At 59.8% G+C, this 12,190-nt stretch carries 12 protein-coding genes; 4 read left to right on the top strand and 8 right to left on the bottom strand.

Going from position 1 to position 12,190, the window contains the following annotated elements; translation table 11 throughout:
- The first annotated feature begins 14 nt into the window (after positions 1–14).
- From glmS to ACTJKV_RS07595, 4 genes are all read left to right on the top strand, one after another.
- The gene (gene glmS, locus ACTJKV_RS07580) at positions 15–1,841 is read left to right on the top strand and encodes a glutamine--fructose-6-phosphate transaminase (isomerizing) (RefSeq protein ID WP_274102144.1); all 1,827 of its coding nucleotides are present in this window, start codon (positions 15–17) and stop codon (positions 1,839–1,841) included.
- The gene (locus ACTJKV_RS07585; protein ID WP_274102145.1) at positions 1,838–2,341 is read left to right on the top strand and encodes a GNAT family N-acetyltransferase; all 504 of its coding nucleotides are present in this window, start codon (positions 1,838–1,840) and stop codon (positions 2,339–2,341) included. The genes glmS and ACTJKV_RS07585 overlap by 4 nt, the downstream gene beginning before the upstream one ends.
- 115 nt (positions 2,342–2,456) lie before the next feature.
- Positions 2,457–3,125, top strand: a complete 669-nt coding sequence (locus ACTJKV_RS07590; RefSeq protein WP_062426471.1) for a DUF502 domain-containing protein — start codon at positions 2,457–2,459, stop codon at positions 3,123–3,125.
- Positions 3,126–3,198: 73 nt separating this feature from the next.
- A complete protein-coding gene (locus tag ACTJKV_RS07595) occupies positions 3,199–3,510 on the top strand; it encodes a hypothetical protein (RefSeq protein WP_274102146.1) in 312 nt (103 codons plus the stop codon).
- 48 nt (positions 3,511–3,558) lie between these two features.
- Here the strand turns inward: ACTJKV_RS07595 and ACTJKV_RS07600 are convergent, their stop codons facing one another.
- From ACTJKV_RS07600 to ACTJKV_RS07635, 8 genes are all read right to left on the bottom strand, one after another.
- Positions 3,559–4,893 carry an MFS transporter gene (locus ACTJKV_RS07600; protein WP_274102147.1) on the bottom strand — a complete coding sequence of 445 codons (1,335 nt, stop codon included), beginning with the start codon at positions 4,891–4,893 and terminating at the stop codon, positions 3,559–3,561.
- Positions 4,894–5,091: 198 nt separating this feature from the next.
- Entirely contained in the window at positions 5,092–5,952 is an 861-nt protein-coding gene (locus ACTJKV_RS07605) for a hypothetical protein (RefSeq protein ID WP_274102148.1), read from the bottom strand.
- Between the two features lie 5 nt (positions 5,953–5,957).
- Complete coding sequence (locus tag ACTJKV_RS07610) at positions 5,958–7,001, bottom strand: zinc-dependent alcohol dehydrogenase family protein (protein WP_274102149.1); 1,044 nt, start codon at positions 6,999–7,001, stop codon at positions 5,958–5,960.
- Positions 7,002–7,057: 56 nt separating this feature from the next.
- Complete coding sequence (locus ACTJKV_RS07615; protein WP_062440456.1) at positions 7,058–8,116, bottom strand: ABC transporter ATP-binding protein; 1,059 nt, start codon at positions 8,114–8,116, stop codon at positions 7,058–7,060.
- 9 nt (positions 8,117–8,125) lie between these two features.
- Positions 8,126–8,908, bottom strand: a complete 783-nt coding sequence (locus ACTJKV_RS07620) for an ABC transporter permease (RefSeq protein ID WP_062426477.1) — start codon at positions 8,906–8,908, stop codon at positions 8,126–8,128.
- Positions 8,905–9,795 (bottom strand): ABC transporter permease, encoded by an 891-nt coding sequence (locus ACTJKV_RS07625; RefSeq protein ID WP_062426478.1) that lies wholly within the window; start codon positions 9,793–9,795, stop codon positions 8,905–8,907. The genes ACTJKV_RS07620 and ACTJKV_RS07625 overlap by 4 nt, the downstream gene beginning before the upstream one ends.
- Before the next feature lie 96 nt (positions 9,796–9,891).
- Positions 9,892–10,998, bottom strand: a complete 1,107-nt coding sequence (locus ACTJKV_RS07630) for an ABC transporter substrate-binding protein (protein ID WP_062426479.1) — start codon at positions 10,996–10,998, stop codon at positions 9,892–9,894.
- 226 nt (positions 10,999–11,224) lie between these two features.
- On the bottom strand, positions 11,225–12,106 hold the full coding sequence (locus ACTJKV_RS07635) for a MurR/RpiR family transcriptional regulator (protein ID WP_062426480.1): 882 nt from the start codon (positions 12,104–12,106) through the stop codon (positions 11,225–11,227).
- Between the last annotated feature and the right edge of the window lie 84 nt (positions 12,107–12,190).

Raw genomic sequence — 12,190 nt, forward strand, 5'->3', positions numbered from 1 at the left:
TCTTGGAGACCTGTATGTGCGGCATCGTCGGAATTGTTGGAACGCAACCGGTTGCGGAGCGCCTCGTGGATGCGCTGAAGCGGCTGGAATATCGGGGCTATGACTCCGCAGGCGTTGCGACGATCCATGATGGCGCAATGGACCGCCGCCGCGCCGAGGGCAAGCTCTTCAATCTGGAGAAGAAGCTCTTCGAAGAGCCGCTTCCCGGCATCACCGGCATTGCGCACACCCGTTGGGCAACGCATGGGGTTCCGAACGAAACCAATGCTCATCCGCATTTCGTCGATGGCGTCGCCGTCGTTCACAACGGCATCATCGAGAATTTCTCCGAGCTGCGTGAGGAGTTGAAGGCCGAGGGCGCGACCTTCACCACCCAGACCGATACGGAAGTGGTGGCGCAGCTGCTTGCCAAATTCACTCGTGAGGGACTGTCGCACCGCGATGCGATGCTGACGATGCTGAACCGCGTGACCGGCGCCTTTGCGTTGGTGGTGATGTTCCAGGATGAGCCCGGCACGCTGCTGTCCGCCCGCTCCGGTCCGCCGCTTGCCGTCGGCCATGGACGCGGTGAGATGTTCCTTGGGTCGGATGCGATCGCGCTTTCTCCTTTCACCAACGAGATCACCTATCTGGTGGATGGCGATTGCGCCATCATCACCGCAGCCGGTGCCGAGATTATCGATTTCGCCGGCAAGCCAGTGCAGCGCCAGCGGCAGATTTCCCAGGCGACGGCCTATGTGGTGGACAAGGGCAATCACCGCCACTTCATGGAAAAAGAGATCTACGAACAGCCGGAAGTCATTTCCCATGCGCTTAGCCATTATGTGGATTTTGCCGACAAGCGGGTGAAGGATGTCGACCCGGCGATCGACTTTTGCAAGCTCACCGGCCTGGCGATTTCCGCCTGCGGCACGGCCTATCTGTCCGGTCTGATCGGCAAATACTGGTTCGAGCGTTATGCGCGCCTGCCAGTGGAGATCGATGTTGCGTCCGAGTTTCGCTACCGCGAAATGCCGTTGTTGCCGACGCAGGCCGCGCTCTTCATCTCCCAATCGGGTGAGACGGCGGATACGCTCGCCTCTCTGCGCTACTGCAAGGAGAACGATCTGAAAATCGGCGCGGTCGTCAATGTGCGCGAATCGACCATTGCGCGTGAATCCGATGCGATCTTCCCGATCCTGGCTGGCCCTGAAATTGGCGTTGCCTCCACCAAGGCCTTCACCTGCCAGCTTGCCGTTCTGGCTTCGCTGGCGATCGCAGCCGGTAAGGCGCGTGGCACGCTGACGGCAGAGCAGGAAACCGAGCTTGTCCGTCATCTGATCGAGATGCCGCGGGTGATGAGCGAAGTGCTGAACGCCATCCAGCCGCAGATCGAAACCCTGTCGCGCGATCTCTCGCGCTTCAAGGACGTGCTTTATCTCGGCCGCGGCACATCCTTCCCGCTGGCGCTGGAAGGCGCGCTAAAGCTCAAGGAAATTTCCTATATCCACGCGGAAGGCTATGCCGCAGGCGAGTTGAAGCATGGGCCGATTGCGCTGATCGACGAGAACATGCCGGTCATCGTCATTGCACCGCATGACCGCTTCTTCGAGAAGACCGTATCGAACATGCAGGAGGTGGCAGCCCGCGGTGGGCGCATCATCTTCATCACCGATGCGAAGGGGGCCGCGGCCTCGTCGCTGGAAACCATGGCGACCATCGTGCTGCCGACCGTCGATGAACTCATTGCGCCGATGGTCTTCTCGCTGCCGATCCAGCTGCTGGCCTACCACACGGCCGTCTTCATGGGCACGGATGTGGACCAGCCGCGCAATCTGGCAAAGTCGGTTACGGTGGAATGATTGTCCGTCCGGAACAGGTCGGCGATCTCGACGCAATCGGCGTCGTGACGCAGGCGGCGTTCCGGGATGTTCCCTATAGTGACCATAACGAGCACCTCGTCATCGAACGCTTACGGCGGGCCGGTGCGCTCGCTGTTTCGCTTGTGGCGGAGGAGGGCGGGGCAATCATTGGCCATATCGGCTTTTCGCATGTCGGACTTCCTGAAAGCAGTGACATCTGGTTTGGCCTTGGTCCGCTTTCCGTGTTGCCGGAATGGCAGGGGCGGGGTGTCGGTTCTGCGCTCGTTCATCGCGGTCTCGACGCGTTGCGCCAGCTGAATGCCGGCGGGTGCGTCGTCATGGGCGATCCTGCCTATTACCGTCGCTTCGTTTTTCACCACGATGAGCGACTGAAGGCCGAGGGCATTGATGACGAATATTTCATGATCCTGCCCTTGCAGGGCGGAACGCCGTCCGGCATTGTCCGTTATCATCAGGCATTCTTCGGTGACATCGCCTAGAGCATTCCGGTGATAACGGGACCACCTTCAATGCTCTCGGTCTCTGTTTTACCGCATTGTCCGACGCCAAAGCGATCACGCTTCGGCTGGAGATGCTCCAACATTCAGTGAGTTGATGACGGATCACCCAATCAGAATTTCCTTCGCGACACGCCTGCGTAACAGCTTTCTGACCGGCGTTCTCATTCTGGCGCCCGTCACGATCACGATGTGGCTGGTCTGGACCTTCCTGCAATGGGCCGATAGCTGGGTGAAGCCGTATATTCCGACGCGTTACGACCCGGAAGAATATTTCAATGTCGCCATCCCCGGTTTCGGCCTGCTGATTGCCGTCATCGGCATCACGGTCATCGGCTTTCTCGGTAACAATCTGATCGGCAAATGGATCGTCGGTGTCGGCGAATCCATCCTAAACCGCATGCCGCTGGTGCGGCCGATCTACAAAAGCATCAAGCAGCTGTTTGAATCGGTGCTGAAGGAGCATTCCAATTCCTTCAAGCGCGTCGGCATGATCGAGTTTCCGTCGCCCGGCACCTGGGCCATGGTCTTCGTCGCATCCGAGGCCAAGGGCGAGCTTGCCTTCCGTTTCAATGAGTTAGGCCAGGAAATGGTGGCGGTGTTCCTGCCGCCAACGCCTGTTCCGACGGCGGGCTTTCTGCTGTTTGTGCCGAAGGACAAGATCATCATGCTCGACATGTCGCCGGAGGATGCCGCGAAGCTTTTGATTTCCGGCGGTCTGGTCGCCCCCGATTTCGAGCCGCCCAAGGCGCTTGCGCCCGTCTGAAACTGCCTGCATCCGTGGCTGGATCGAATCACGAATTTCCCTCAATGTTGCCTCGAACATTTGGGGGAAACATATGCGCTTTATTCGAAACGGGGTCATTCCGGTCTTCTCGACGATCATCTTCGCCTTCTTCGGTCTCCTGCTGACCGGGTTGCCGGGATACAATATCGTGACGACGCTCGACGGACGGCCTATCGCCGGTGCCCCGACACCTGCGCAGGTCGATGCCATGATTTCGCAAGGAAAGAGGATGGACAGCCACGTCGATTTCTATGGCGTCGTGCTGCCCGGCGAGCCCCTGTTCTGGACGATCGGGATCATTCTGGTGGCAGCGTTCATCGGCTACAAGCTCGGCTCGGCTTTGAAGATCCCGGCTGCCGCATGATTGGTGGGGAGGGGCGCCATGCGCGCCGCTTCCCGTTCTGTCGCGTTGTTACCGCCCCTCAAGCGTCGCCAGTTCTTCCACGCCCACATGGCTCTCCACGGCGCTGCCGCGAAGGTGAAGATAAAGCCCGATGAAGAAGGCAAGCACCGCGATGAAGACCAGGTACCAGGCATGCGCCATGGGGTTGATCGCAAGCGCTGAGCTGACCGCAATTGGCGTCAAGCCGCCGAAGACGGCGTAGGAGACGTTGTAGGCGAAGGAGAGGCCTGAGAAGCGGACCGACGCCGGGAAGGCGCGGACCATTACATAGGGCACCGCACCCGCCATACCGACGGAGAGACCCATCACCGCATAAAGCGCAAACATCGTGGTGAGCGACGTTCCGGCATAGCTGTAAAAGGTGAAGGTGGCGACGCCGAAGAAGATGCTGGCACCCATGAAGAAGATGCCGCTGCCGATGCGGTCGATCAGCGCGCCGGCGATGATCACGCCGAAGATCAGGAACAACGTGCCGAAGCTCGTGCCTGCCAGGGCTTGCGTCGGCGTGTAGCCGTAAAGCTTCTGCAGGAAGGTTGCCGTCATCAGCGTCGTGACGACGATGGCCGCGGACAGCACCCAGGTGAGCAGCGCCGAGACCACGACACCGCGCATATGGTTCTTCAGGACGAGGCTGAGCGGCAGCTTGTCTGAGAGCGATCTGGAGTTCTTCATCTGCGTGAAGATCGGCGTTTCTTCCAGCCAGCGGCGCAGATAGACGGCGATCAGGCCGAAGATACCGCCGATGAGGAAGGGGATGCGCCAGGCATAGCCAGACACGTCTTCCGGCGTGAAGATGGTGTTGATGGCAAAGGCGATGAGCGAGCCGAGCATGATGCCAAAAGACAGGCCGGAGGTCAGCAGACCACAGGCAAGGCCGACGTAGCGGAAGGGAACGTGCTCAGACACGAAGGTCCAGGCACCGGGAACCTCGCCGCCGATGGCCGCACCCTGAAGCATGCGAAGCACGATGAGCAGGATAGGGGCTGCAACGCCGATCGTCGCGTAGGTCGGCATCAGCGCCATGCCGAGCGTGGAGAGCGCCATCAGCAGGATCGAGAAGGCGAAGACGCGCTTGCGGCCATAACGGTCGCCATAATGCGCAAGAATGATGCCGCCGATGGGACGCACGAGATAGCCGGCAGCGAAGATGCCGAAGGTCTGGATCATCACCAGCCAGTCGGGCATATCCGGCGGGAAGAAGAGGTGGCCGATCACGGTCGCGAAGAAGACGAAGATGATGAAGTCGTAGAATTCCAGTGCGCCGCCAAGCGCGGAGAGGCCAAGCGTTCTGTAATCCTGCGCATTCAGCGCGCGGGCGGGAACCGGGGTCGTGGTGGGAGACATGAGCGGTTTCTTCTTTCAGGGATCGTTCCCTGTGCCATGCGGTATAGCCGCCGCTAATTCAAGTCTTTTGTCGGCAGATGTCACAGGCTCTTTTAACGCGTGTCGCAATCTTCAAGATTCGCTCCTTGCGCTTGAGTTGGTCCCTTTACCGCATGTCGTTATCGCAAAACCGCTGCACACTTTTGCGCGGACCATGCTTTAGTTGATCCTGCACAGGATGGCAGTCGTATCGTCCGATTGTTTAAGGCGCGGGTATTTCAGGCCTTCTGGATCGATCTCCCGCTCCAATTGGCGAAGCTCCTTGATCAAGCTCGGCAAACCCGCGGTGACGGCGCGGCGGATGAGGGAGCCCGGCGTGTACTGCCCGTAAAGGCTGACAAGGTCGGCCAGCCCATCGGAGCAGATAATGGCCGTAGCGCCGCCGGCGATGTCGATCGTCGCGGTGGCGATGTGGTCAGCCGTTTCAGGAACGAGGCTCAAGGACCAGACGGTGCCGTCTGCCGTGTTCTGTCGTTCGCGGTTTCGCCGAAGATCGGCGAGCGTCTTTGGATCGCTGGTTGCCATGCCCGCAGCACCGATGCCCCCCAGACGCGCGACATGGGCGCGGGCGGCGGCCTGCTCGCGCTCGAAGGCGTCGGGGAGCGCCATCAGACCTTCCTCGCGACCGTCATCGTGAAGAATGTAGACGACGCTATCGCCGAGGCCTGCAAATTGCAGTCCGTTTGGGATGAGGCGCAAGCCTGCGAGTGCCGCGACCGGCCAGGCATAGCGCGGCTGATCGCCGGCCAAGGCCTCGAAGCTGATCCTTGCATCGTGCGAGATGCGGCGGACGATCTCTGCGAAATCAGCCTCAGGCGTAACCTCGCTCATCAGGCGCTTGGCAGCGAATTCGGCAATCCATGCGGCGTCGGAGCCGAAACCCGTCATGAACTGCTGGTCGCCGAGGCCGGTTGCGCCATCGACGACGAATGCGCTGGAGGCATTCCACGCCAGACGATCTTCGTTGGCGCGCTCTGGCTTGCCGGGATCGCTGATGCTGTCGATGACGTCAATCTGCATGGGTCTCACTCGAAGCGGTTGATGATGCTGATGCCGCTGTCCTTGAAGCTGTCCATGGCGGGTAGCGCAGTGACGGCATCGGTCAGCGAAATATGTTTGCCGATAAGCTTTTGCGGCGAAAGCTTGCCGGTGCGGATCATTGCCAGCATATCGTCATAGCGCCAGGCCTGCATGCCGTGACTGCCATAGATTTCCAACTCATGGGCAATGACGCGTGCCATCGGGATCTGCGGCATGGAATGATCGGCCAGCATCAGGCCCACTTGAATGTGGCGACCGCGGCGGCGGAGATTGCTGATGGAGTTGCAGCAGGTTTGCGGGTGTCCGAGCGCATCGACGGAGACATGCGCGCCGCCGCCGGTCGCATCGCGCACCGCTTCGGTCACATCGGCAACATTGCGGCTGTTGATGGTGACGGTGGCGCCGAGTTCCTTGGCCAGCGCCAGCTTGTCATCGGCAATATCGATCGCGACGATCTGCGCGCCGAGACCGGCGCCGATCATGATGGCGGAAAGGCCCACACCGCCGCAGCCGTGAACCGCGAGCCACTCGCCACCCTTAAGGCGACCTTGATCGACAACGGCGCGGAAGGAGGTGGCAAAACGGCAGCCGAGGCTTGCCGCGGTATCGAAGCTCATCTCATCCGGCATATGGACGAGATTCTGATCGGCGTAATCGATCGCGACATATTCGGCGAAGGAGCCCCAGTGGGTAAAGCCCGGCTGGAACTGCGTTTCGCAAACCTGCTGGTTGCCCGAGCGGCACTCCTGGCAGTGGCCGCAGCCGGAGACGAAGGGAACGGTGACGCGGTCACCGACCTTGAAGCGCATGACATTCTTGCCGACGGCGGAAATCACGCCTGCGAATTCGTGACCCGGCACATGGGGCAGGTGGATGTCGCTGTCATGACCCATCCAGCCGTGCCAGTCGCTGCGGCACAGACCGGTGGCCTTGACTGAAATTACCACGCCGCCCGGCGTGGGTTCAGGGTCCGGCAGGCTCGCAATTTTCGGAGCTTCGCCAAACCGTTCGTAGAATAATGCGCGCATAGGTGCCTCCTGATCTGGCCCGGAGTTACCCGGTTTTTCGGCCCCGAAACAGTGCGCTACTCTGCTACAATCATCAAATCTTCTGATGCAAAGTGCAGCGTGATCCTCTCGCCAATGGCAGGTGGCGCCGTGCCGGGATCGTTGAACATGTCGAAGGAAAGCACGCTGCCGCCGACATCGAGACGGGTGCGAATGACCGAGCCGAGGAAGTGGCTTGAGGTAACGACGCCGGAAATGGCGACATCGCCCTTGGCGCTTTCTGCAAGTGATCCCGCTTCCGGACGAAGCGCAACGGTGACCTTCTCACCATTGGCTTTTGCAAGCGGTTTTTGCAGCGATACTTTCTGATCGCCGATCAGAATCGTGCTCGTCGTTGCATCGACAACAGTGGCATCGATCAGGTTCAGCGTGCCGACAAAGGAGGCGACGAAGCGAGTGGCAGGGTTGTTGTAGATCTCGAAGGGCGAGCCGATCTGGTCGGCGCGGCCGGCATTCATCACCACGATGCGGTCGGAAATTGACAGGGCTTCTTCCTGGTCATGGGTGACGAAGATGGTGGTGATGCCAAGTTTGCGCTGGATCTGACGGATTTCTTCGCGAAGCGACACGCGGATCTTGGCGTCGAGTGCGGAAAGCGGTTCGTCGAGAAGCAGGACTTCCGGCTTTGGCGCCAGTGCGCGGGCCAGCGCAACGCGCTGCTGCTGGCCGCCGGACATCTGGAAGGGATAACGGTCTGCCAGATGTTCAAGATGGATGAGCGCCAGCATTTCCTTGACGCGCGCATCGATTTCCGACCTTGGCTTGCCCGCGACTTTGAGGCCGAAGGCAACGTTTTCGCGGACATTCATGTTGGGAAACAGCGCATAGGCCTGGAACACCATGCCGATATTGCGCTGATTGGGTCGAAGTGTCGTCTGGTCCTTACCATTAATGACGATGGCGCCATCGCTTGGCGTCTCGAAGCCTGCGATCATGCGCAGGACCGTCGTCTTGCCGCAACCGGATGGGCCGAGGAAGGAAACGAATTCACCCTTCTCGATGGCCATGTTGAAGTCATGCACGACCTGCACCGGACCAAAGGACTTCTTAATGTGCGTGAGTGTCAAAAAGCTCATGTAAAATCCTCAGGCCTTGGGAGGCGCGCCCTTCTGGTAGCGGGAGACGAGTTGGATGAGACCGAGGCAACCCCAGGTGATGCCGAAGGAGATAACGGCAAGGGCAGCGGGCTCGTAGGCTCTATTTGCGCCGAGAAGCTGCATATAGGGGCCGAAGGCCGGTCGGTTCAAAAGCGCTGCCATGGTGAACTCACCGATGACGATCGCAAAGGTCAGGAAGGCGCCAGAAAGAACAGCCACCAGCACGTTCGGCAAAATGATCCGGGCAAGAATGGTGGTCCAGCCAGCGCCAAGGCTCTGCGCTGCTTCGGTGAGCGTGCCGATATCGATGGTGCGCAGGCCCGTGTCGACGGCGCGGTACATGTAAGGTAGCGCGAGCGTCGTGTAACCGAACATCAACAGCAGGTTGGTACCGGAGGTCGTACCCGTCAGAGGCAGCCAGCTGGAGGTGTTGTAAAGGCGGATATAGCCGAAGACGATGACGATGGCGGGGATGACGAGTGGCAACAGCGTGATGAATTCGATCACGGGGCGCAGCGTCGGCAGTTTCAGCCGCACCCAATAGGCGGTTGGTACCACCAGCAGCACGCCGAAGACGATGGTGACGAGCGCCATGATGACCGAGTAGGTGAAGGTCTCCTGAAAGCGTGGGTCGCTCAAGACCACGGCATAGGCGTCGAAGGAGTAGACGCCGCGCCGCATCTTCAGCGAGAAGTTCGTCATGCCGATCAGCGGCAGGGCAAAATAGAGGATGCCGAAGAGGAGGGCGCCCCAGGCAAAAATCCGCTTCATTTGAGCCACCTCTCACTGCGCGTGCGCATCCAGATGTAAAGCGTATTGGCGATACAGGTGACGATGATCATGCCGAAGGCCAGCGCATAGCCGAGATTGGGGTTGCCAAGAACGTCACCGCGAATCTGGGCGAAGAGCAGGATCGGGACGATGTTGAGCGAGGAGCCGGTGAGCGCAATCGCGGTTGCGACGGCGCCAAAGGCGTTGGCGAAGAGAAGCGAGAAGGTGCCGAGGATTGACGGCAGCAGGATGGGAAACGCCACCATGCGCCAATATTGCCAGCCGCTGGCGCCGAGAATTTCGGCCGCCTCGCGCCATTCGCGCTTCAGGCCGTCGAGCGCCGGCGTAATGATGAGGATCATCAGCGGGATCTGGAAGAACAGATAGGTGATCGTGAGGCCCCAGAAGGACAGAATATTGAAGCCCATCACGCGCAGGTCGATGCCGAGCTGGGTCTTGAGAAACAGCGTGACGAGGCCGACCGGGCCGAGTGTGGCAATGAAGGCGAAGGCGAGCGGCACGCCTGCAAATTGCGACGCGACACCGGAAAAGGTCAAAAGCGGCGCGCGGATTTTCTGCGGCAAGCCGCCCAGCACGACGGCGGAGGCCACGGCAAAACCAATCAGACAGCCAAGCGCCGCCGAGGCAACGCTGATCTTGATCGATATCCAGTAGGCCGCGAGAATGGAGGGCGTGAAGAGCCCGATGATGTTGTCAAAGGTGAAGCTGCCGTCCGGGCTCTGAAACGCGCCGATGACGATCTTCATCGTCGGCATGATCAAGAAAAGCAGGACAAAAATGGCAAAAGGCAAAATGCCGAGCCATTCGAGCTTCGGCCGATAGCGCCGTTTCACCGGCAGTGCTGTGCCAGTATCTGCTGATGACATGCTGTCCCCACTGCCGCGATCATCGCGGTCTCGTTCTTTATATGCAGCAGGCCGCCCCGGAGTTTTCATGCCGGGGCGGCCATTGGTCTTTACGTCTTACTTGACGTTCGCGCCGACAACCTTGTCCCAGCCGCCGGTAACCGCTGCCTTGTTGGCATCGACATCGTCCAGCGTCGGGAAGGTGGCCTTTTCATAGGCTGCCGGAGGCGGCAGGGCGTCGAGAAGGTCCTTCGGAATCTTGTTGGCCTTGGCAAGCGCGTTGAAGCGGATCGGATGGCAGAAGCCCTTGAGCCAGCCGAGCTGACCGTCGTCGGAGTAGAGGTGCTCCATCCACAGCTTCGCAGCATTCGGATGGGGTGCATAGGCGGAGATGCCCTGCACGTAGACGCCAGCCAGAACGCCCTTTTCAGGAACGACGACTTCGGTTGGCGGGTTGCCGTTCAGGGTCTTTGCCCAGCCGAGAGCGTTGTAGTCCCAGGCAATCACGATCGGGGTTGCGCCCTGAGCAAGCGTCCCGGCCTTGCCGATGACGGGAACGAAGTTGCCAGCCTTGTTGAGGTCTGCGAAGTACTTCAGACCGGCTTCGCCAGCTTCCTTGCCGTCCTTGGCGCCCGTGGAGAGGCCAGCGGCGAGAACGCCGAGGATCGCCTGGTTGGAGGCGCGTGGGTCGCCAGCAAGCGCAACCTGGCCGGCATATTCCGGCTTCAGAAGATCAGACCAGTCCTTCGGCGAATTGCTGACGAGGTCCTTGTTCACGAAGAAGGACATGACGCCGTAATAGTCGCCGTACCAGTAGCCTTCGGCATCCTTGACGTTGTCTGGAATTTCGTCCCAGGTGGAGACCTTGTAAGGCTGCAGAAGGCCTTCCTTCTTTGCCTGCGGACCGAAGGCCAGACCAACGTCGATCACGTCAGGCGCCTGCGGGCCCTTGTTGTCCTTGTTGGCCTTGATGGCTTCGATTTCGTCGGCCGAGCCCGCGTCTGGGTTCAGCTCGTTGACCTGAATTTCCGGGTACTTAGCCTTGAAAGACGCGATGACGTCGCCGTATCCACACCAGTCGTGCGGCAGGGCGATGGTCGTCAGCATGCCTTCTTTCTTGGCAGCTGCGATGAGTTCTTCGCTTGGTGCTGCCGTGGCGATTGCCGTGGTGGCAAGCACGATTGCGGTGGTAAGCGAAAGCAGTCGGCGGCTGTGCGAGATCACTTTAGTTCTCCTCTTCGTGTCTCATGCGTCGGCGGACGCTGTACGTGGCTTGCATGAATGTGATGTGACGGTTGTAAGGGTGCTCATCGCGGTCACGCTAGCCCCGTTTGGGCCTCCTCGCCATCATTACGTCACTTTTTTGTCATGTTGCGGTGTGTGCGACATTTGTCGTTCTGCTTGCGTCTTCTCCCTTTTGTCCCTCAGTCGGTTTCGATCGTCCGGCTTGTCACCCTCGATCGGGTTTTCTGAACAGGCGTGTCTGTTCGAAAAGGCCTTCAAGCGCGTTCATGCGCTGGCGAGTTTCGTCCCATCCATTGCTCTGCACCGCCTCGATCAACGCTTCGACGACGAAGAGGGTGACGACCGAGCTGTCCCATGCCGAAGGCGCTTCGATCTTCACCCGGAAGGTGTGTTTGGCAAAGCGGGAGACAGGCGATGTCCACTGGTCGGTGAACAGAAGAATGCTGACATCGTTGTCATGCGCCACCTGGGCGAGCGTCACCATATCCTGCTCGTAGCGACGGATGTCGAAGATCACCAACACGTCGCCGGCGCTCATGTTCAGCATATATTGCGGCCATGAGCTGGAGTTGGATGACATCAACGCCGTCTTCGGGCGAATGACCTGCATATGGGTGAAGAAATATTCCGCAATCGCGCCGGTGATGCGCCCACCGACGAAATAGATGCCGCGCTTCCGGTCCGAAAGCAATGCGGCCGCATTGTCGAAATCGGCCGTGTCCAGATCGCTCAGCGTGTCGCGCAGATTGTTGGTGATGGCAGCGGCGAAGCGATTGAGGATATGCAAGCCCGGCGCGTTGCTTGCCCATCTGTCATGCTTGGCAATCGGGTTGGAAATGGTGGCTTCGAGCTCCTGGTGAAGGCTTGCCTGAAACTCGGGGTAACCCTTGTAGCCAAGCTTTTGCACCATGCGGGCAACGGTCGGGGTGGAGACGCCAGCATTTTCCGCGACAGTTGTGATGCTGCCGAGGCCGGACACGGGGTAATTCGCGAGCAGGCTCTCCGCGAGCTGCCTTTCGGCGCGCGTCAAACCCTCATAGTGGGTCTGGATGACCTCCGACACCGTCGCAGACGACGTGTTGCTCAAATTCTTCCCCTTTTCCGGTTTTGTCACCGGGTTTTGCGCAAGATTAAGATACGCAGTCACGCCGAAGTCAATCGGAAAAATGAA

Source organism: Agrobacterium sp. 22117 (assembly GCF_052045735.1).
GTDB lineage: Bacteria > Pseudomonadota > Alphaproteobacteria > Rhizobiales > Rhizobiaceae > Agrobacterium > Agrobacterium cavarae.

Coding starts and splice junctions, on each gene's coding strand:
- ACTJKV_RS07590 (WP_062426471.1), top strand. CDS start 2,457: ATGACGGATCACCCAATCAGAATTTCCTTCGCGACACGCCTGCGTAAC.
- ACTJKV_RS07595 (WP_274102146.1), top strand. CDS start 3,199: ATGCGCTTTATTCGAAACGGGGTCATTCCGGTCTTCTCGACGATCATC.
- ACTJKV_RS07585 (WP_274102145.1), top strand. CDS start 1,838: ATGATTGTCCGTCCGGAACAGGTCGGCGATCTCGACGCAATCGGCGTC.
- ACTJKV_RS07615 (WP_062440456.1), bottom strand. CDS start 8,116: ATGAGCTTTTTGACACTCACGCACATTAAGAAGTCCTTTGGTCCGGTG.
- ACTJKV_RS07620 (WP_062426477.1), bottom strand. CDS start 8,908: ATGAAGCGGATTTTTGCCTGGGGCGCCCTCCTCTTCGGCATCCTCTAT.
- ACTJKV_RS07625 (WP_062426478.1), bottom strand. CDS start 9,795: ATGTCATCAGCAGATACTGGCACAGCACTGCCGGTGAAACGGCGCTAT.
- glmS (WP_274102144.1), top strand. CDS start 15: ATGTGCGGCATCGTCGGAATTGTTGGAACGCAACCGGTTGCGGAGCGC.
- ACTJKV_RS07610 (WP_274102149.1), bottom strand. CDS start 7,001: ATGCGCGCATTATTCTACGAACGGTTTGGCGAAGCTCCGAAAATTGCG.
- ACTJKV_RS07605 (WP_274102148.1), bottom strand. CDS start 5,952: ATGCAGATTGACGTCATCGACAGCATCAGCGATCCCGGCAAGCCAGAG.
- ACTJKV_RS07600 (WP_274102147.1), bottom strand. CDS start 4,893: ATGTCTCCCACCACGACCCCGGTTCCCGCCCGCGCGCTGAATGCGCAG.